Below are 20,234 nucleotides of genomic sequence, written 5' to 3' on the forward strand. Positions count from 1 at the left end.
GCGGGTTGGCGAGAAGCGTCAGGCTGTTTCGCCATCCCGCTCCAGCGAGGATTTCTGATGTCTCCTTCATCGGCCGTGAGAACGCCCCAGCAGGATGGCCTGCCCGCCCCCCGCCGGACCTTTGCCGTCGGCCTGCTGCTGCTTACGCTTCTGCTCGTCGTTCTCGATGGCGCGATCGCCAATGTGGCCCTGCCCTCGATCGCGCGGTCGCTGCAGGCCGATGCCGCGAGCACGGTCTGGGTGGTCTCGGCCTATCAGCTGGCCGTGCTGGTCGCCATCCTGCCCTGCGGGGCGCTGGGTGAAATTCACGGGCCCAGGCGGGTCTATCTCAGCGGCGTGGCGCTGTTCACCCTGGCCTCCGCCGGCTGCGCCTTCGCGGAAAACCTGACCTTTCTGGTGCTGGCCCGCTTCGTGCAGGGCCTGGGCGCGGGCGCAATCATGGGGCTGGCGATGATGAACCTGCGCGCGGCCGTGCCCCAGCGCATGCTGGGCACGATCATCGGGCTCAATGCCATGGTCGTCGCCATTTCCTCGGCGGCGGGCCCCGGCATTGCCGGCGCCATCCTGTCGGTCGCCAGCTGGCCCTGGCTGTTCGCGGTCAATCTGCCCCTCGGCATCCTCGTCCTTGCCGGCGGGCGGCTGCTGGCGCGGGTGGAGGGCCGGAAGCGCAGGCTCGATCTCTCATCGCTTCTCGCCAACACGCTGATGTTCATCCTGTTTTTCTGCGGGGCAGAGCGGATCGCCAGCGAGCCCGTCATCGGCGCGGCCCTGATCGGCGGGGCGATCGTCTGCCTCTCGCTGCTGCTGCATCTGGAACGCGGCAAGGAGGCGCCGCTCATTCCGACGGATCTCCTCGCGGCGCCGGATTTCCGCGTGGCGCTGGTCGCCTCGGTCGCCTGCTTCTGCGGCCAGATGCTGAGCTATATCGCTCTGCCCTTCTATCTTCAGCACAGCCTGAACATGCCGCCGGCGCTGGCCGGCCTCTATCTGATGCCCTGGCCGATCGCCACGGCGATCATGGCGCCGCTGTCGGGCCGGCTCGCCAACAGCATCAAGACGGCCTGGCTCTGCGCCACCGGCGGCGCGCTGCTGGCCGCCGGGCTGCTGATCGCCGGCCTCAGCCCGCCTGACCCGTATGGCATCGCCTTTCTCATCGGCGCGGTGATGGCCGGCGCGGGCTTCGGCCTGTTCCAGACGCCGAACAACCGCATCCTGCTACTCTCGGCCCCCAAGGCGCGCAGCGGCGCGGCCGGGGCGATGCAGGGCACGGCCCGGCTGACGGGCCAGACCCTTGGCGGGATTTCCATGTCGATCCTCTTCGCCAGCCTGCCCCTGTCGGCAGCGCTGCACGGCGCCGTGCTCTTCGCCGCCGCCTGCGCCATGATCGCAAGCCTGGTGAGCCTCAGCCGCGGGCGCTATGAGGCCGTGGGACAGGCCGGCGCGGCCTGAAAGCGGGAATTTTCAGGCCGGCGAGTTTCAGGAAGAATGAGCGATCGGCGCGCCCGGCAGAGGTCCATCGGCCGGGCGCATCGGCCGCGTGCGTCGGATCCAAAACCGGCGCCCGACTTCCGCTCCGGCGCCCTCAGTGATCACGCGGTGATGCCGCCGCCGACGATGTCGAAGACCAGCCCGTCCGCGCTGGCCTTGGCGCTTTTCTTGGCCTGGGCGATGCGCATGCTGATCGGCATGGCATGGGAGAAGACCTGGCCGCGCGGCAGCATCAGCACGGCGATGGAGCAGCGCATCAGCGGAAAGGCGGTCGGCGTGCCGTCGCGCGCCACGCCGCGAATGGCGCCGGCCTCGAGATCTCCGGGGGAATAGAGCTGGCGCACATCGGCGGAAAAGTCGGACAGAAGCCGGGCCATGTTGGCCTCCACCGTCGCCCGGCTCAGGCCGCGCACGCCGATGAAGAAATCATCGCCGCCGACATGGGCGAGGAACGTGCCTTCGCCGATGAAGTGGCGGCGCATCAGCGCGGCGAACAGCGTGATCGCCATATCGCCCTTCTGGAAGCCATAGGCATCATTATAGGGTTTGAAATTGTCGAAGTCGCAATAGCAGACGAAACGTTCCTCGTCGCCATCCTGCACCAGCGTCTGGATGTAGTCGCGGATCGCCCGGTTGCCCGGCAGGCCTGTCAGCGGATTTTCCTCCTGCGCGTGCTTGAGCTGCTTCTCGTGCAGGATGCGCAGCAGCGCGGAGGCCGAGAGGATGCCGGCATAGCGGGCATTCTCGGTGAGGATCACGCAGTCGCTGCCCTCCATGTCGGCGAAGGCACGCAGGATCTCCTCGGTGGGCATGTCGAGATCGGCGATCGGCGCAGGCGTGACGAAGTCCAGAACCGTGCGTCGATAGAGCTTGTTCTGCAGGAGATCGCGGCCGAAGGGATGGTAGATCATCTCCTTCAGGTGATGCTCGTGCAGCACGCCGCGCGGCTCGCCGCCGGCATTGATCACCGGCACGAAGCTGCGCTGCGGCGACTGGCGGAAGAAGTCGAAGACCGCATCCAGCCCCTCATTCTCGCTGACCACCGGCACGATCTCCACCTGCTGGCGGATCAGCACCGCATCCAGCGAGCCATTGGCGATGCGGCGGCGACCCGCCTGCTCCAGGTGGACATAGGCGGATCGCAGGCTCATCGCATCACTCGTCGGCCGCGCCACATAATAGCCCTGCACGAGATCGCAGCCGAGATCGCGGCAGATGACGAATTCGGTTTCGGTTTCCACGCCCTCGGCAATCACGCGCGTTCCCAGAACATGGGAGGAATTGACGACCTGGCGCAGCACATGGCGCTTGCGCGGATTGGTCTCGATGCCCCGGATAAAGTGGCGGTCGATCTTGATGTAATCGACGGCGAGATCGCACAGAAGCTTCATGCCGTTGAAGCCGACACCGAAATCGTCGATCGCCAGCTTGAAGCCGAGCGCCTTCAGGCTGCGGATCATGCCGGCCAGATCGTCGGCGCCGGCGAAATGGTCGAAGCGCTCGGACAGTTCGAAGCAGATGGCCGAAGCTGGAATGGCGGCGCCCTCCAGGCTCGCCAACAGGCGCTGCGCATAGGCGACGATCTTGCCGGCGACGCGGCCGTCGACATTGAGAAACAAAGTGCGCGTGGAGAAATCCGGCAGGTCGGCGAAGATCGCCAGCGCGCGGCTGGCCACCATCTGCTCCAGCGCCAGAAGCTGTCCCTCGGCCTGCGCCCGATCGAGGAGATCATGCGGCGTGGAAAAGCCCAGGCGGTCGTGGCCGCGGATCAGCGCCTCATAGCCGAACACCAGACCCGTGGCGACTTCGGCGATCGGCTGGAAGGCCGGCTGAATCGCCAGCTTGGCAAGGGACAGGATTTCATCCGGCCGAACGGGATCGACCATGGCCTGACGGGGCAGTGTGTTGCGCATGATGAGGCCTCGCGGCGGGATTCTGACAACGGTTGGAATGACTTTGACATTTGCCTTCGAGCATTCTGCAGGCTGTCGCAAATATGAAAACCACACCAATAGCCTGAGGTTAGGCACACAGGCTCAACGAAGGCTTACGCCAGCATGACAGTTAGATGATGATTTCGGTAAAGTTTTAGCTTGTTCGGATCGGCGTACGGAAGAGGGCAAGGGCAGGCAAGGCGCCGAAACGATGCGGGCAGCGCCCATCCAGGACATGCGCATCACGTCAGATTTTTGTTGATTGTTTGATCAATCAAAAATAAACTCGTCTGATCAAAGCGGCTTATCACGGCCGTCTGCCGCCGGGCGGAACCGGCGGCAACCAGGCCCGGCGCGTGGGTTTCATGCCGCTGTGACACAGGCACGACATGCCGGCCTCCTACAGCAAGGTCTGGCGCCTTCGGGCGCCACCCCTCTCATCTTAGACGGACGATCCTCCATGGCGCTCAAGGCAAAACTCCTCCTGATCATTCTCGACGGCCAGCCCTGGCGCGTTGCGCGCCGTTTCATGGGCAACCTCGAGGGCTGGGTGCAGGCGGGCGAGGCGCGGGTCTGGCGCATGCGCTCGGTGGTGCCTTCCACCTCCGCGTCCTGCTATGCCTCGATCCATACGGGCGTCACGCCGCAGGTCCATGGCGTCCTGTCCAACGACACGCTGTTTCGTGTGGCGGAGCCGGACGTTTTCTCGGAAGTGGCCAAGGCCGGCGGGCGCAGCGGCGCGGTCACCCATTCTTTCTGGTCCACCTTCTTCCAGCGCGCGCCCTTCGACGCGGTCAGCGACATCGAATATGACGAACCGACCGGGCCGATCCACCATGGCCGCTTCCACACCATGGCCGGTTACAACCACGACAATCAGATGACGCCGAGCGATTTCGATCTCTTTGCCACGCTGAGCATGCTGACGCAGCGTTTTGCCATCGATTACGGCATTCTCCACACCTGCACGCTCGACAGCATGGGCCATCGCTACGGCCATGATTGCGCGGAGATGGATGCGGCCTGCTTCACCATCGACGCCCAGCTCGCCCGCTTCCTGCCGCTCTGGCGCAAGGCCGGCTACGAGGTGATCGTGACCGCCGATCACGGCCAGACCGATCGCGGCCATCATGGCGGGCGCGACCCGGAGATGCAGGACGTAGCCTTCTACTGGTTCGGCGGCGGACAAGGCCCCGAGGAGGACACGCTGCTCGATCAGCTGCAGCTGGCGCCCACCATCCTATCCCGGCTCGGCGTGCCCGTGCCGGAGACGATGAAGGCCGCACCCTTCCTGCGCTGAGGCGATCGCCTTCGACCAAGCGGGACGGCGGGCGCCGCCATCCCGCCTGAGCCCTCCCCTCTTCCCGTCAACCCCTTAAGCGCCCGGAGGCGCGGCATGCCGAAGATCGGAATGGAGCCCATACGCCGCCAGGCGCTGACGGATGCGGCGCTGCGCGCCATCGCCGATCACGGCTCGCTCGGCGTGACCATGTCGCAGATCGCCCGGCAGGCTGGCGTCTCGCCCGCGCTCGCCCATCACTATTTCGGCTCGAAGGACGAGCTACTGGTCGCCACCATGCGCATGCTGCTCGAACGGCTGCGGGCCGATACGGTGGCGCGGCTGCGACGGGCGGAGAGCCCGCGCGCGCGGCTGTCGACGCTGATCGCCGTCAGCTTCCAGGCCGACCAATTCCAGCCGGAAACCGTGGCCGCATGGCTTGCCTTTTACGGCGAGGCGCAGCGCTCCGCCCCGTTGCGCCGCCTGCTGATCGTCTATGCTCGCCGGCTGCGCTCCAACCTGATCGACGCGCTGGTGGCACTGACATCGCGCGATGACGCAGCGCGGATCGCGGAGGGCGCAGCGGCGATGATCGATGGACTTTATTTGCGGCAAGCTCTTGAGGCCGTGCCGCTGGGGCCGGAGGCCTGCGCAGCACTTGTGGAGGACCACGTCGCCCGCCAGCTGGCAGGCCCTCGGACGGAAACAGCTGCCTCGGGGCCCGCAAACAGGGATCAGGGCACTCAGGACCCGGTCCTTCAGGATGAAGACAATCGCAGCGGGAGGAATGCGCGGTGAGCAAGGTGGCGAAGATGACGGGCGCGAAGCCGAACATCCTGGTGATCATGGTCGATCAGCTCAACGGGACCTTGTTTCCCGACGGGCCGGCCGATTTCCTCCATGCGCCGCATTTGAAAGCGCTGGCCGGCCGCTCGGCCCGCTTTGCCAACAACTACACCTCCTCGCCGCTCTGCGCCCCGGCGCGCGCCTCCTTCATGGCTGGGCAATTGCCGAGCCGCACCCGCGTCTATGACAATGCCGCCGAATATGTCTCCTCCATCCCCACCTTCGCCCATCACCTGCGCCGCGCCGGCTATTACACCGCGCTGTCGGGCAAGATGCATTTCGTCGGCCCCGACCAGCTGCACGGCTTCGAGGAGCGGCTGACGACGGACATCTACCCCGCAGATTTCGGCTGGACGCCCGACTATCGCAAGCCCGGCGAGCGGATCGACTGGTGGTATCACAATATGGGTTCGGTGACGGGCGCCGGTGTGGCCGAGATCACCAACCAGATGGAATATGACGACGAGGTCGCCTTCCTCGCCAACCAGAAGCTCTATCATCTGGCGCGCGAAAACGACGATCCCGCCCGCCGGCCCTGGTGCCTCGTCGCCTCCTTCACCCATCCGCACGACCCCTATGTCGCCCGGCGAAAGTTCTGGGATCTTTATGAGGACTGCGCCCATCTGGAGCCCGAAATCGGCATGCTGGCCGAGCAGGACCCGCATTCCCGGCGCATCCTCGCGGCCTGCGACTATGCCAGCTTCGACATCACGCAGGAGGACGTACGCCGCTCCCGCCGCGCCTATTTCGCCAATATCTCCTATCTCGACGAAAAGGTCGGCGAGCTCGTCGACACGCTCAGCCGCACGCGGATGCTCGATGACACGCTGATCCTGTTCTGCTCGGACCATGGCGACATGCTGGGCGAGCGCGGACTGTGGTTCAAGATGAACTTCTTCGAGGGATCGGCCCGTGTGCCGCTGATGATCGCCGGTCCCGGCGTTGCCGCCGGCCTGCACGCCGCCCCCGTCTCCAATCTCGACGTGACGCCGACGCTCTGCGATCTCGCCGGCATTTCCATGGACGAAATCATGCCCTGGACCGATGGCGAAAGCCTCGTGCCGGTCATCACAGGCGCGGCGCCGCGCAGCGCTCCGGTGCTGATGGAATATGCCGCCGAGGCCTCGCATGCGCCGATGGTGGCGATCCGCGAGGGCAAGTGGAAATACACCCATTGTCCCCTCGACCCGGACCAGCTCTTCGATCTCGAGGCCGATCCGCACGAGCTCAACAATCTCGCGCTTGCGCCGCCCGACGCCGCCACTGCCGCCACGCTCGAGGCTTTCCGCCAGATGCGCGAGGCGCGCTGGGACATGGAGGCCTTCGACGCCGCCGTGCGCGAGAGTCAGGCGCGGCGCTGGGTGGTCTACGAGGCGCTGCGCAACGGCGCCTATTATCCGTGGGACCACCAGCCGCTGCGCGACGCCTCCGAACGCTACATGCGCAACCACATGAACCTCGACAATCTCGAGGACAGCAAACGTTATCCGCGAGGGGAATAATCCGATGAGAGCTCAGCCACCCGCCTCCCATTTCATCGACGGCGCCTATGTCGAGGATGAAGCCGGCACCCCCTTCGACAGCATCTACCCCGCCACGGGCGAGGTGATCGCCAGGCTGCATGCCGCAACCCCCGCGATCGTCGAAAAGGCCGTGGCCTCGGCCAAGCGCGCGCAGAAGGACTGGGCGGCGATGAGCCCGACGGCGCGCGGCCGCATCCTGAAACGCGCCGCCGAGATCATGCGCGCGCGCAACCGGGAGCTTTCCGAGCTGGAGACGCTCGACACCGGCAAGCCGATCCAGGAAACCATCGTCGCCGACCCGACCTCGGGCGCGGATGCCTTTGAATTCTTCGGCGGCATCGCCGCCGTCGGCCTCAATGGCAGCCACATCCCGCTCGGGGCCGATTTTGCCTATACCAAGCGCGTGCCGCTCGGCGTCTGCGTGGGCATCGGCGCCTGGAACTATCCGCAGCAGATCGCCTGCTGGAAGGGCGCGCCGGCGCTGGTGGCCGGCAATGCCATGGTGTTCAAGCCTTCGGAAAACACGCCGCTCGGCGCCTTAAAGATCGCCGAGATCCTGATCGAGGCCGGCCTGCCCAAGGGGCTCTACAATGTCATCCAGGGCGACCGCACCACCGGCCCGCTCCTGGTGGAGCATCCCGATGTCGCCAAGGTCTCGCTGACCGGCTCGGTGCCGACGGGGCGCAAGGTAGCGGCGGCGGCTGCCGGCCATCTCAAGCATGTGACCATGGAGCTTGGCGGCAAATCGCCGCTGATCGTCTTCGACGATGCCGATCTCGAGTCCGCCATCGGCGGCGCCATGCTCGGCAATTTCTATTCCACCGGCCAGGTCTGCTCCAACGCCACCCGCGTCTTCGTGCACAAGGCGATCAAGGCGCCCTTCCTCGAGCGGCTGAAGGCCCGGACGGAAGCCATCAAGATCGGTGATCCGATGGACGAAGAAACCCAGCTCGGGCCGATGGTCTCGGCCGCTCAGCGCGCCAAGGTGCTGGACTATATCGCCAAGGGTCAGGCCGAAGGCGCGCGGCTCGTCACCGGCGGCGGCATTCCCAACCATGTGCCGGGTGAAGGCACCTATATCCAGCCGACCGTCTTTGCCGACGTGACCGACGACATGACCATCGCGCGTGAGGAGATCTTCGGGCCTGTCATGTGCGTGCTGGACTTCCAGGACGAGGAGGATGTGCTCGCCCGCGCCAATGCCAGCGAATTCGGGCTCGCCGCCGGCGTCTTCACGGCCGACATGACCCGGGCCCACCGCATGGTCGACCGGCTGGAAGCCGGCACGCTCTGGATCAACAGCTACAATCTCTGCCCGGTCGAAATCCCCTTCGGCGGCTCCAAGCAGTCCGGCTTCGGTCGCGAGAACGCGCTGGCCGCGTTGGAGCATTACAGCGAGCTGAAGACGGTCTATGTCGGCATGGGCAAGGTCGAGGCGCCCTATTGATGGGCGTCGCGCTCCACCACGAGATCGTCCAGATCGACCTTCAGCACGCCGGCGATGCGCTTGAGAACGTCGACCGAGCCGGTCTTCTTCACCGCCTCGATCTCGGAGAGATAGGGCTGCGAGATGCCGGCGGCGGCGGCGAGTTCGGAGACGGTCAGATTGCGATAGGTGCGGATGCGGCTGTCGGTGTCGATCAATTCCTCGACCAGTTCCATGGGCCAGGTCTCCTCGCCAGCGGCAATGCGCGCGAGGATCACATCGGTTTGCAGGCCATCGACCAGATCCTCGAAATCCTCTTCGGCGATCTGGACATAGGCTCTGCCGTCGATCGTCACCCTGCGAATGTCGATTCCGTTCAAGATATCGTCGCCAGCGATCTCCAGTCCTTTCCGTCCGCCCGTCGCCTCCATTAGCATATGAGGGAATGAAGATCATGACCATAGAAGCGGATTTCGTCATCATCGGCTCCGGCTCGGCGGGCTCGGCGATCGCCTATCGCCTGTCCGAGGACGGGCGGCACAAGGTGATCGTCATCGAGGCCGGCGGTTCGGATTTCGGGCCCTTCATCCAGATGCCGGCAGCGCTCGCCTGGCCGATGAGCATGAAGCGCTATAATTGGGGCTATCTCTCCGAGCCGGAGCCGAATCTCAACAACCGCCGCATCACCGCGCCGCGCGGCAAGGTGCTGGGTGGCTCCTCCTCGATCAACGGGCTGGTCTATGTACGCGGCCATGCCGAGGACTTCAACCGCTGGGAGGCGCTGGGCGCCAGCGGCTGGGCCTATGCCGATGTGCTGCCATACTTCAAGCGGATGGAAACCTCCCATGGCGGCGAGGAGGGCTGGCGCGGCACGGACGGGCCGCTGCATGTGCAGCGCGGCCCGGTGAAGAACCCGCTGTTCCACGCCTTCATCCAGGCCGGCAAGCAAGCGGGCTTCGAGGAAACCGCCGATTATAACGGCTCCAAGCAGGAAGGCTTCGGCCTGATGGAGCAGACCATCTACAAGGGGCGGCGCTGGTCGGCGGCCAATGCCTATCTGCGCCCGGCGATGAAGCGCGGCAATGTCGAGGTGGTCCATGGCCTGGCCGAGCGCATCGTCATCGAGAACGGCGTGGCCAAGGGCGTCGAGATCCGCCAGGGCAAGGCGCTCACCACCATCCGCGCCCGGCGCGAGGTGATCGTCTCGGCCTCCTCCTTCAATTCGCCGAAGCTCCTGATGCTGTCGGGCATCGGCCCGGCCGCCCATCTCCAGGCCATGGGCATTCCCGTCATCGCCGACCGGCCCGGTGTGGGCGCCAATCTGCAGGATCACATGGAGTTCTACTTCCAGCAGATCTCCACCAAGCCGGTCTCGCTCTATTCCTGGCTGCCCTGGTTCTGGCAGGGCGTCGCCGGTGCGCAATGGCTCCTGTCGAAGGGCGGCCTTGGCGCCTCCAACCAGTTCGAGGCCTGCGCTTTCCTGCGCTCCGCCCCCGGGCTGAAGCAGCCGGACATTCAATATCACTTCCTTCCCGTCGCCATCTCCTATGACGGCAAGGCTGCCGCCAAGAGCCATGGCTTCCAGGTCCATGTCGGCTACAACCTGTCGAAATCGCGCGGGAATGTCACGCTGCGCTCGCCCGACCCTTCTGCCGATCCGGTGATCCGCTTCAACTATATGAGCCATCCGGAAGACTGGGAGAAGTTCCGCCATTGCGTGCGGCTGACGCGCGAGATCTTCGGCCAGAAGGCCTTCGACGCCTTTCGCGGGCCGGAGATCCAGCCGGGCGAGGCCGTGCAGAGCGACGATCAGATCGACGCCTTCCTGCGCGAGCATCTGGAAAGCGCCTATCACCCCTGCGGCACCTGCCGCATGGGCCGGGCGGACGACCCCATGGCCGTGGTCGATCCCGAATGCCGGGTGATCGGGGTGGAGGGCCTGCGCGTGGCCGACAGCTCCATCTTCCCCCATGTCACCTATGGCAATCTCAACAGCCCGTCGATCATGACCGGCGAGAAGGCGGCCGACCATATTCTCGGCAAGGCGCCGCTCGCCCGCTCCAACCAGGAACCCTGGACCAATCCAAGGGCGGCCGTCAGCGACCGCTGACCAAGCCTTGCCGGCGGCGGCAAGAGACCGCCCGCCGGCACCGCAAAGCTTGGTTTTCTCCACAGCAAGGTCGTAAAACCACGGTCAGGCCGGATCGAGACTGGACAAACTGTTAAATTTCCACCGATCCCACAAAAAAAACCCTATTGCAGGCTTGATTTCCGAAAGGAAACCCCCGCACTCTCTCTGCATTGGACCGGAATTGGATAATTTCGGGACTCGCATTGGGCCTGGCGGAGGAAAAAGGTCATGGCTGAACTTCGGCTGCAGATACCCGATGAGGTGGTTGCGAAGCTTCAGGCGCGTCTTGGCAGCAAGACCAAGGTTACGGATATCGCCCGCGACGCGATCACACTGTTCAACTGGGCGGTGGACGAGCGCGCCAAGGGCCGCATGGTGATGTCCTCGGAAGAGAACGGCAGCGATCCGGCGCGGCTGATCATGCCATCGCTGGACATGGCCGCCGCCCGCGCCGGAAAATAGCCGGCGCATAGACGTGTCAGCGCACAGGCAGCCGGGCACGCAAGCCGCAGCCATTGCAGGGGAACGGCGGCGTTGCTGTGGTTGCACCCCTTTTGACGTGCCCGAGCGTGCGGACCAAGCTCCTCCCTATCTGTTGATCCGGGAGATGAGCCGGCGCGTGATGCCCCCAACAGTAGAGCCGGTTTCCTGACAAAGCTTCAAACAGCGGCGACTCGAAAGAAGGCAGAGAAGCGTGTTTGAAAGCGCTTGTCGGGCCGGAAATACTCTATATAACTACTAGATTTTTCAGGATTTCCCGGCAAGTTGGAGATATTTGCCCCGCAGGCGCAGCAATGGAAATCGCTTTTCCTGTCTTTGGCAGGCAAAGGCTGCGATAGTCCTTCCCATCATAAACGGGACCATCTCCATGTCTGTGCATGACCTTGCGGCCGAGGCCGCACTCCTCGACCGCCAGCTCGCGCCGCTTTCGCTGGCCGAACGGCTGGCGCTGGTCGGCAGCCTGGATGGCCGCGCCGTGTTCACCACTTCGCTCGGCATCGAGGACCAGGTGATCACCGCGGCGATCGGCGGGCACTGTCGCAGCATCGCGGTCGTCACGCTGGAGACGGGCCGCCTGTTTGCCGCAACCCTGGCGCTGATCGACGAGACCGAGGCCGCTTACGACCTCGAGATCGTCCGCTTTCATCCCGAAAAGGCCGATGTGGACGCCTATGCCGCGCAATACGGGCTGAACGGCTTTTACGACAGCGTCGAGGCCCGCCATGCCTGCTGCGGCGTGCGTAAGGTCAAGCCGCTGGCCCGCGCGCTGGAAGGCGCCCGCTTCTGGATCACCGGCTTGCGGCGCGGCCAGTCCGGCAACCGGGCGGATACGCCCTTCGCAGAGGCGGATTTCGATCGCGGCCTGATCAAGATCAACCCGCTGGCCGACTGGGACATCGAGACGGTCAAGGCGTACGTCGCCGAGCATGACGTGCCGGTCAACCCGCTGCATGCACGCGGCTATCCGTCGATCGGCTGCGAGCCCTGCACCCGGGCGATCAAGCCCGGCGAGCCCGAGCGCGCCGGCCGCTGGTGGTGGGAGAACGACATGAAGCGCGAATGCGGACTGCACGTGGCCGAGGCCACGCCGATCACGGCCCGGCCGGCCGAGAAGGTTCCGACCCCGGCCTGAGCGATCACATCAAGACTTCGCCGGCCTTCTCCGTCAGGAGAGACGCACAAAAGCCGGCTTCCGCCCTGCCCCCGCCATTCTCTTCATTGATGAGAGGCAGCGTCAGGGGATAACCCATACGAGACGCCTGACGGGCGCAAGAGAGAAGCAGACAGACGATGCAAGGCACAGCTCACGACACAAGACAGGCCGAACGGCCGTCCAAGGCCCCGCTCGATCCGCATCTGAAGGCGCTGGAAAACGAAGCGATCCATATCTTCCGCGAAGTCGCTGCGGAATTCGAGCGTCCCGTCATGCTCTATTCGGTCGGCAAGGATTCGTCGGTGCTGCTGCACCTGGCGCGCAAGGCCTTCTATCCCGGCCGCGTGCCCTTCCCGCTCCTGCATGTGAACACCGGCTGGAAATTCGCGGAGATGATCACGTTCCGCGACGAGATGGTCCGCCAGTACGATCTCGACCTCGTCGAGCACATCAATCCGCGCGGCGCGGCTGAGAACATCACGCCCTTCACCCACGGTTCGGCCTTTTACACCGACGTGATGAAGACCGAGACGCTGCGCAATGCGCTGGACGCCGGCAAGTATGACGCGGCCTTCGGCGGCGCCCGCCGCGACGAGGAGGCAAGCCGCGCCAAGGAGCGGATCTACTCCTTCCGCACGCCGGACCACCGCTGGGACCCGCGCAACCAGCGCCCGGAACTGTGGAATATTTACAACGGCATGATCAGAAAGGGCGAGAGCGTGCGCGCTTTCCCGCTCTCGAACTGGACCGAGGTCGATATCTGGCGCTACATTCAGGCCGAAGAGATTCCGATCGTGCCGCTGTACTTCGCCAAGAAGCGGCCCTTCGTCGAGCGTGACGGCATGATGATCCTGGCCGAGGACAAGCGGCTGGAGCTGAAGCCCGGCGAGGTCCTGCAGGAAGACATGATCCGCTTCCGCACGCTGGGCTGTTTCCCGCTGACGGGCGCCATTCACTCGCATGCCACCACGCTCGACGACATTATCGCCGAGCTGGAAACTGCCACCGTCTCCGAACGCCAGGGCCGCGCCATTGACCGCGACCAGTCCGGCTCGATGGAAAAGAAGAAGCGCGAAGGATATTTCTGATGAGCTCTACCGGTTTCGCCCACCAGACGATCGCCGCCGACCACGGCGCGACCGCCGAGGTCACCGCTTTCCCCGCGACCGAGGCCCATCGCCAGATCCGCGACACGCGCCCGCTCCGGCTCATCACCTGCGGCAGCGTGGATGACGGCAAGTCGACCCTGATTGGCCGCCTGCTCTGGGACACCAAGGCGGTGAAGGAAGACCAGGCCGCCACGCTGCGCCGCGACTCCGGCCAGCAGAACGATCTTGGCCTGCCCGATTTCGCCCTGCTGCTGGACGGGCTGCAGGCCGAGCGCGAACAGGGCATCACCATCGATGTCGCCTATCGCTATTTCTCGACTGACAAGCGCTCCTTCATCGTCGCTGACACGCCCGGCCATGAGCAATATACCCGCAACATGGCCACCGGCGCTTCCACCGCCGATCTCGCCGTGCTGCTGGTCGATGCCCGCGCCGGTCTTCTGGAACAGACCCGCCGCCACGCGACCATCGCCACGCTGATGGGCATCCGCCAGTTCGTTCTGGCCGTCAACAAGATCGACCTCGTCGGCTACGATCAGGCCCGCTTCGATGCGATTGCCCGCGAGTTCCGCGAGCTGGCTCTGTCGCTCGGCGTACGCCAGATCACCGCCATTCCGATGTCGGCGCTGAAGGGCGAGAACGTCGTGCTGGACGGCGGGGCCGCCATGCGCTGGTATGACGGCCCGACGCTGGTCGAGGTGCTGGAACAGGCAACCGTGCGCTCGGGTCAGACGGTGGGCTTCCGCCTGCCGGTGCAGCGCGTCTCGCGCCCTGGCGAAAGCTTCCGCGGCTATCAGGGAACGGTGGCCGGAGGCTCGGTCAAGCCGGGCGATTCCGTCGTCATCCTGCCGTCCGGCATGGTGGCCAATGTCGCCAAGATCGTCACCTTCGATCTGGTGCGCAATGCGGCCGTGGCCGGCGACGCCATCACGCTGGTGCTCGACCGCCAGGTCGACATTTCGCGCGGCGACATGATCGTCTCGCTGGAAGGCCAGCCGCAGATCGGGCTGCATTTCGACGCGCAGCTTGTGGCGCTGCAGGCCGAAGGCATCCAGCCGAACAAGCGCTACTGGCTGAAGAGCGGCGCGCGCCGCCAGCGCGTCACCGTTCAGCCGGTGCAGAAGCTGGACCTGCAGAGCGGCAAGTGGGTAGGCGCCGAGGCGCTGGCCATGAACGCCATCGGCAAGGTGCACCTCTCCTTCGACGAGCAGGCGATCTTCGACCCCTATGAGGCCAACCGCGCCACCGGCGCCTTCATCTTGATCGACCCCGACACCAACAATACGGTGGCCGGCGGCATGATCACGGCCAAGCGCTCCTCCATGGGCGGCCTGCATCAGGACGATGCCCGGGTGATCCTGTCGCTCCCGGCCGATCTGGCCGAAGAGATCTTGGCCAGCGCCCTCTTCGCCGCCCGCCGCGACGAGGTGGACATCCGCCGCGTGACCGCTGCCAAGGCCAGCGCGCTTCTGGATGAGATCGACGGCTAAGCGCATCGAGCCACGAAGGCGCGCATGAGGTTGGGCAGGACGTGATGCAAAGGTTTTGCCATGTCCGCCCCCCTCATCCGCCTGCCGGCACCTTCTCCCCGATGGGGAGAAGAGACCCAGCCGATAGCGCAGAGCCACAACATGGCGCTACGCGTACCATGCACCAGCAGTTTCTGCGGCAACTGAGAGGACGCGGGACCGCGCCGCAAGTCTCTTCTCCCCATCGGGGAGAAGGTGCCGGCAGGCGGATGAGGGGGCTACACGACGAAGCCGTTGTGTGATGTATTGTAGTCAAGTTTACCGCAGCCCATTGCTTTTTTGGCGGCCGCGTGTCGGTGCCGGCTATAACCGAACCGCTGCCTAATTCGGTTACCCTTAATCAGGATGCAACACCCATCACCGCCCGAGGTCCTCTTCGGGCGGCGATGTCGTTTTCGGCACGTGGAAGCCGCCCTCAGGCGGCCGCCTGCCCTGCCGCCAGCCGGTCAACGGCGGTGATGACGCCGCGCAATTCCGCCAGGCCCTTCAGCCGGCCGATGCAGGAATAGCCGGGATTGACCAGCTTGGTCTGGTCATCGATCAGGAGATGCCCGTGATCGGGGCGGAAGGGGATGCTGCTGTCGGCACGGCCGGCGGCGGCGCGGCGATGTTCCTCCCGGCGCAGTGCCTGCACCAGCGCCACCATATCGACATCGCCATCGAGATGATCCGATTCGGTGAAGGACCCATCGGCGTCCTTCAGAACATTGCGCAGATGGACGAAGTGAATGCGCTCGGCAAAGCGCGCGGCCATGGCCGGCAGGTCATTGTCCGGCCGCGAGCCGTAGGAGCCGGCGCAGAGCGTCAGGCCATTGGCCTCGTGGTCGACCGCGCCGAGGATCGTCTCGATGTCCTGCGTGGTCGAGACGACGCGCGGCAGGCCGAAGAGCGAGAACGGCGGGTCGTCGGGGTGGATGGCGAGCTTCACCCCATGCTCCACCGCCACCGGCACCACCTCGCGCAGGAAATCCACCAGATGGCTGCGCATGTCCTCAGGCGTCAGCCCGTCATAGGCGGCGATCTCGCGGCGGATGCCCTCGCGGCTGTGGCTGTCTTCCTTGCCCGGCAGGCCGGCGATGATGTTGGTTTCCAGCGCCGCGATCTCGTCCTCGGACAGGCCGGCAAGGCGCGCACGCGCCGCATCGATCAGCGCCGGCGCATAGCTCTCCTCCGCACCCCGGCGTTTGAGCACCAGCACGTCATAGGCGACGAAATCGACCATGTCGAACCGCAGCGCCAGGCCACCCGACGGCATGGGATAGCGCAGCTGCGTGCGGGTCCAGTCGACCACGGGCATGAAATTGTAGCAGACCACGGGAATGCCGGCGCGGCCGATGCTGGCGAGGCTGTCCTTCCAGCGGTCGACGGCGGCGCGCCAGTCGGCATTGCGAAGCTTGATGGCCGAGGGCACGGGAATGGACTCGCAGACCGACCAGACGAGACCGGCGGCCTCCACCTCGGCCTTGTGCGCCTGCACATCCTCCAGGCTCCAGGCGCGGCCGTCATAGATGTGATGCAGCGCCGTGACGATGCCCTTCGCACCCGCCTGGCGCGCATGCGACAGCGTCACCGGATCATTGCGCCCGAACCAGCGCCAGCTCTCCAACATGGGCTTCTCCTCCACTAATTGTCGGGCAATATGGCCATCGAAATCTGTCGGAGGCAAGTTTGAAATGGATTTGCCAAAATAAGCCCAACATATTACCAAGGGAGCGCATGAGGAGTTGGGCGGAATGACGGAGCAGGAGGTCAAGGCCTCGGCCGTGGACGAGATGGTCGGGCAGATCCGGGCGCTGATCCGCGCGCGGGGCCTGGGCGTCGGCGATGTGCTGCCGAGCGAGGCGGAGCTGGCCGACATGTTCTCCGCCAGCCGCAACACGGTGCGCGAGGCTTTTCGCACGCTGAAGGCCTATGGCATCGCCCAGTCGCGCCAGAAGCTGGGCGCGGTTTTGACCGACCAGCACCAGAGCGCCATGCGCGACCTTCTCGCCTTCGCGCTGGATATTTCCGCCGATGCCTTTCACGACATTCAGGGTTACCGCCGGCTGACGGAGATGAACCTGTTCGATCTGCTGATGGACCATCTGACCGACGCCGATCTCGCCGCCATGTCGAATACCAATGCCGCGCTTCTGGCGGCAGGCGATGCGGAAGATGCCTCCGCGCGGGACTTCGACTTTCATCTGCTTCTGGTAACAGCGGCCGGCAACCGCACGCTGACGCAGACCTATGGCATGCTGAAGCCGGTGATCCAGCGGCTGATGCTCTCAGGCAAATCCGAGCGCGAGACGCTTGCCACCGTCTTTGCCGAGCACGAGGCCATTCTGGAGGCGCTGCGCCGCCGCGACCGGATCGCCTTCACCTATCATATGGACCGGCACCTGCGCGCGGGGCTGGTCTTCATCGAGGCAAAGGCTGCAGGCGGCAAGCCGCCGCGCCCATAAGGAAAGACGCGAGGGAGGACGCATGGCGCAGGATTTCACCGACAAGACGGCGGTGGTCACCGGCACGACCGGGATCGGCCGCGCAGTGGCGCTGCATCTGGCCCGGGCCGGAGCGCGGGTGGCGGCACTCGGCATCGATGCCGAGGCCAATGCGGCGCTGCAGGCGCTGGCAGAGGGCGAGGGTCTGGCGCTGAGCGTGCGTCGCACCGACGTGGCGGATCCCGAGGCGGTGGCGCTGGCCTTTGCCGAGATCGGCGCCGGCGGCCCCGGGATCGACATCATCGTCAATGCGGCGGCCGTCCATCCTTACGGCACGGCGGAGACCTCCGATTTCGCCAGCTTCCTGCGCTGCATGACCGTCAATGTCGGCTCCATCCACCTGACGGCGCAGTTCGGCGTGCCGGAGATGCGCCGGCGCGGCGGCGGCGTCATCGTCAATCTCTCCAGCGTACAGGGCCATGCCTGCCAGTCCGGCGTTTCGGCTTATGTCGCCTCGAAAGGCGCGATCCATGCCATGACCCGGGCCATGGCGCTCGACTTCGCCGCCGATCGCATCCGCGTCGTCTCCATCAGCCCCGGCTCGGTGCGCACGCCGATCCTGGCGCTGGCGGCGCGCACCTTCGAGGGGCCGGATGCCGATATCGAGGCCGTGTTCCAGCGCTTCGGCGCGGCCCATCCGCTCGGGCGGATCGGCGAGCCGGAAGAGGTGGCGGCGCTGGTGGCCTTCCTCGCCTCCGACGATGCCGGCTTCATCACCGGCTCCGACCACCGCATCGATGGCGGGCTGACGGCGGGGATCGGCGTGCGCTGAAAACGGCGCGGCATTTGACGATGAGACGCGGCCGCGCCCGACGGCAAGAGGGGCGCGGTCGGCAGCATGGAAACAGTGGCCTGCCACCGCGCCACCGTCAGGAGAGGCGGAGCGGAGCGCAGGCAAGGGAGGAACCAGCATGACCCACAAGATCCGCCGCAGCGAGATCAACCGCATCATCCGCGAGGCCGAGGCGTTTTTCGACCGCTTCCACTTTGTCCTGCCGCCCTTCGGCCGGTGGGAGCCAAAGGATTTCCAGGCGCGCAAGTCCGAGATCGGCGCCATCGTCGAGGCCGGCCTCGGCTGGGACATCACCGATTTCGGGCTCGGCGATTTCGCCGGCACCGGCCTTTTGCTCTTTACCACCCGCAATGGCCGGCTGGAGGAGCTGAAGCGCGGCGGCGGCATGGTCTATGCGGAAAAGGCGATGATCGCCGCCAAGGATCAGGTGACACCGAACCATGCGCATGTGATCAAGACCGAGGACATCATCAATCGCGGCGGCGGCACGCTGGTGATCGAGCTGCATGGCGCGACCGATGGCGCCTGCGACCGCACCAAGGGCACCACGGTGATGTGCGACGGGATCGCCCGCGCGCTGCCGCCGGGCGGCCGGCTGCATCTGGCGCCGGGTGAGAGCGTCACCTTGAAGCCGGGCGACTGGCATTCCTTCTGGGCGGAAGGCGGCGATGTCTTCGTTGCCGAGGTCTCGACCGTGAATGACGACGCCACCGACAATCTGTTCGAGGATCCCGCGGTCACCCGCTTTTCCGGCATCGAGGAGGACGAGGCGCCCTATCGCCTGCTCGTTTCCGACTACGCGACCTGGCTGCGGTGAGGCGGCCCTGACCACCGGACGGGGACACAGGGGCTCTGCCACGCGCATCCCCTTGTCTCTCTCAGCCGGCGTGATGGAGGCGGCTGTAAAGCCCGTCCATGATGGCCATGCCGTGCATTCGTCCGGCACTCGACCCCATGCTCCGGCGCGCCAGGTCAAGCCTTGTACACAAGGCCGGCGCTTGCGCGCCTTCAGCCGCGCTCGTGGGTGTAGAGCGCTCGGGCCCGCTCCAGATGGTCGCGCATGGCGGCCTCGGCGCCATCGGCGTCGCCTGCGGCCAGCCGGGCGAGAATGCCCGCATGCTCATCGAGCGTCACCGCCTCATTGCCGGCCCAGATCAGCAGATGGGTATGGTAGGTGCGCAGCCAGGCGAGCATCGCCTCGCTGATGGCGGCGAAGATGGGGTTGCCGGAGATGCGCGCGATGCGGGCGTGAAAGGCCATGTCGGCCTCGATGAAGGCTTCCGGCTGGCCGGTCATGGCGCGCTGGTGGGCGATGATCGCCGCCAGCGCATCGAGATCATCCGCCGTTGCTTTCAGCGCCGCCTCGCGCGCCATGCCGCGCTCGAAGAAGATGCGGGCGCTCTTGAGGTTTTCCAGCCCGTCCTGCGATTGCGACAGCATGATCTTGGCCGTGAGGTCCACCTGCCGCAGGATCGACTGGGCCGTGACCGCCAGCACGCGCGCCCGCTCGCCATGGGAGATGGCCACCAGCCCCTTGCCGGCCAGCGCCTGCATGGCCTCGCGGATGGCCGGGCGGCCGACGCCGAAGCGCTCCATCAGCGTCCGCTCCGATGGCATTTCGTCGCCGGGGCGCATCTCGCCCGAGGTGATCATCCGTTCGAGCCGCTCGAACACTTCGTCCGACAGCTTGCGGCGGATAATGGGCTCGGCCGGGCCGTTCATGCTCTCTCGCTCCTTCATGCACCCTTCCTATCATCGCCATCCCCTGCCGTCATCGGCCGCTGAGCGCCGCCCGGAATTTACCGCTTGCATCATTGGCATACTCATTATACCAGTTGGCGCAACAGCTTGTCGAGCACCAGTCGCGGCAGCAGCGCCGGCCGGGCAAAGAGACCCCCGCCGCGGTGTCAAAGCGGTCGGGGCAGCAGGCTTTGGCGGAAAATGCCGGCCGATGGGGTCGGCCGGCGGATATGGCGGTTTCGCTTGCTTGCGCATCATCCCGGCGCGCAAGCCACCGGCGAACCCTGCAACGGGTTGAA

Annotated in this window: 17 protein-coding genes; 13 read left to right on the plus strand and 4 right to left on the minus strand. The window is 65.6% G+C overall.

Annotated features, from left to right (window positions below; all coding sequences use genetic code 11):
- The first annotated feature begins 132 nt into the window (after positions 1-132).
- Positions 133-1,449: an MFS transporter gene (locus tag BJF92_RS22420; protein WP_075637040.1), complete on the plus strand. Its 1,317-nt coding sequence runs from the start codon at positions 133-135 to the stop codon at positions 1,447-1,449.
- A 140-nt stretch (positions 1,450-1,589) separates the two neighbouring features.
- On the opposite strand, the gene BJF92_RS22425 is transcribed toward BJF92_RS22420, so the two are convergent.
- On the minus strand, positions 1,590-3,401 hold the full coding sequence (locus BJF92_RS22425; protein ID WP_075636952.1) for a bifunctional diguanylate cyclase/phosphodiesterase: 1,812 nt from the start codon (positions 3,399-3,401) through the stop codon (positions 1,590-1,592).
- Between the two features lie 481 nt (positions 3,402-3,882).
- On the opposite strand from BJF92_RS22425, the gene BJF92_RS22430 reads away from it, so the two are divergent.
- The 4 genes from BJF92_RS22430 (at position 3,883) to betB (ending at position 8,517) form a co-directional block, all read left to right on the plus strand.
- A complete protein-coding gene (locus tag BJF92_RS22430) occupies positions 3,883-4,722 on the plus strand; it encodes an alkaline phosphatase family protein (protein WP_075636953.1) in 840 nt (279 codons plus the stop codon).
- Positions 4,723-4,818: 96 nt separating this feature from the next.
- Positions 4,819-5,499 (plus strand): transcriptional regulator BetI, encoded by a 681-nt coding sequence (gene betI / locus BJF92_RS22435; protein WP_075636954.1) that lies wholly within the window; start codon positions 4,819-4,821, stop codon positions 5,497-5,499.
- A gap of 14 nt (positions 5,500-5,513) precedes the next feature.
- Positions 5,514-7,049 (plus strand): choline-sulfatase, encoded by a 1,536-nt coding sequence (gene betC, locus BJF92_RS22440; RefSeq protein WP_075637041.1) that lies wholly within the window; start codon positions 5,514-5,516, stop codon positions 7,047-7,049.
- Between the two features lie 4 nt (positions 7,050-7,053).
- A complete protein-coding gene (betB, locus tag BJF92_RS22445; RefSeq protein WP_075636955.1) occupies positions 7,054-8,517 on the plus strand; it encodes a betaine-aldehyde dehydrogenase in 1,464 nt (487 codons plus the stop codon).
- Here the strand turns inward: betB and BJF92_RS22450 are convergent.
- Positions 8,511-8,876: a helix-turn-helix domain-containing protein gene (locus BJF92_RS22450; RefSeq protein WP_245294863.1), complete on the minus strand. Its 366-nt coding sequence runs from the start codon at positions 8,874-8,876 to the stop codon at positions 8,511-8,513. The two genes, betB and BJF92_RS22450, sit on opposite strands and share 7 nt — an antisense overlap.
- A gap of 80 nt (positions 8,877-8,956) precedes the next feature.
- On the opposite strand from BJF92_RS22450, the gene betA reads away from it, so the two are divergent.
- The 5 genes from betA (at position 8,957) to cysN (ending at position 14,880) form a co-directional block, all read left to right on the plus strand.
- Positions 8,957-10,606 carry a choline dehydrogenase gene (betA, locus tag BJF92_RS22455; RefSeq protein ID WP_075637043.1) on the plus strand — a complete coding sequence of 550 codons (1,650 nt, stop codon included), beginning with the start codon at positions 8,957-8,959 and terminating at the stop codon, positions 10,604-10,606.
- A 249-nt stretch (positions 10,607-10,855) separates the two neighbouring features.
- Positions 10,856-11,089, plus strand: coding sequence for a hypothetical protein (locus BJF92_RS22460; protein ID WP_075636956.1), 234 nt, complete (start codon positions 10,856-10,858; stop codon positions 11,087-11,089).
- 406 nt (positions 11,090-11,495) lie between these two features.
- A complete protein-coding gene (locus tag BJF92_RS22465; RefSeq protein WP_075636957.1) occupies positions 11,496-12,260 on the plus strand; it encodes a phosphoadenylyl-sulfate reductase in 765 nt (254 codons plus the stop codon).
- Between the two features lie 158 nt (positions 12,261-12,418).
- The gene (cysD, locus tag BJF92_RS22470; protein WP_075636958.1) at positions 12,419-13,369 is read left to right on the plus strand and encodes a sulfate adenylyltransferase subunit CysD; all 951 of its coding nucleotides are present in this window, start codon (positions 12,419-12,421) and stop codon (positions 13,367-13,369) included.
- Positions 13,369-14,880, plus strand: a complete 1,512-nt coding sequence (gene cysN / locus BJF92_RS22475) for a sulfate adenylyltransferase subunit CysN (RefSeq protein WP_075636959.1) — start codon at positions 13,369-13,371, stop codon at positions 14,878-14,880. Before cysD ends, cysN begins: the two co-directional genes overlap by 1 nt.
- 454 nt (positions 14,881-15,334) lie before the next feature.
- Here cysN and uxuA read toward each other — a convergent pair whose 3' ends face one another.
- Entirely contained in the window at positions 15,335-16,528 is a 1,194-nt protein-coding gene (gene uxuA / locus BJF92_RS22480) for a mannonate dehydratase (protein ID WP_075636960.1), read from the minus strand.
- Between the two features lie 124 nt (positions 16,529-16,652).
- Here uxuA and BJF92_RS22485 point away from each other — a divergent pair, with 124 nt between their 5' ends.
- The 3 genes from BJF92_RS22485 (at position 16,653) to BJF92_RS22495 (ending at position 19,012) form a co-directional block, all read left to right on the plus strand.
- Positions 16,653-17,363 (plus strand): FadR/GntR family transcriptional regulator, encoded by a 711-nt coding sequence (locus BJF92_RS22485; protein WP_075636961.1) that lies wholly within the window; start codon positions 16,653-16,655, stop codon positions 17,361-17,363.
- A 22-nt stretch (positions 17,364-17,385) separates the two neighbouring features.
- Positions 17,386-18,174, plus strand: a complete 789-nt coding sequence (locus BJF92_RS22490) for an SDR family NAD(P)-dependent oxidoreductase (protein WP_075636962.1) — start codon at positions 17,386-17,388, stop codon at positions 18,172-18,174.
- A gap of 139 nt (positions 18,175-18,313) precedes the next feature.
- A complete protein-coding gene (locus BJF92_RS22495) occupies positions 18,314-19,012 on the plus strand; it encodes a D-lyxose/D-mannose family sugar isomerase (RefSeq protein WP_245294864.1) in 699 nt (232 codons plus the stop codon).
- Positions 19,013-19,203: 191 nt separating this feature from the next.
- Here the strand turns inward: BJF92_RS22495 and BJF92_RS22500 are convergent, their stop codons facing one another.
- Entirely contained in the window at positions 19,204-19,917 is a 714-nt protein-coding gene (locus BJF92_RS22500) for a transcriptional regulator NanR (protein WP_075636963.1), read from the minus strand.
- Positions 19,918-20,234: the final 317 nt, after the last annotated feature.

The organism is Xaviernesmea rhizosphaerae, from assembly GCF_001938945.1.
In the GTDB taxonomy this organism is placed as follows: Bacteria; Pseudomonadota; Alphaproteobacteria; order Rhizobiales; family Rhizobiaceae; genus Xaviernesmea; species Xaviernesmea rhizosphaerae.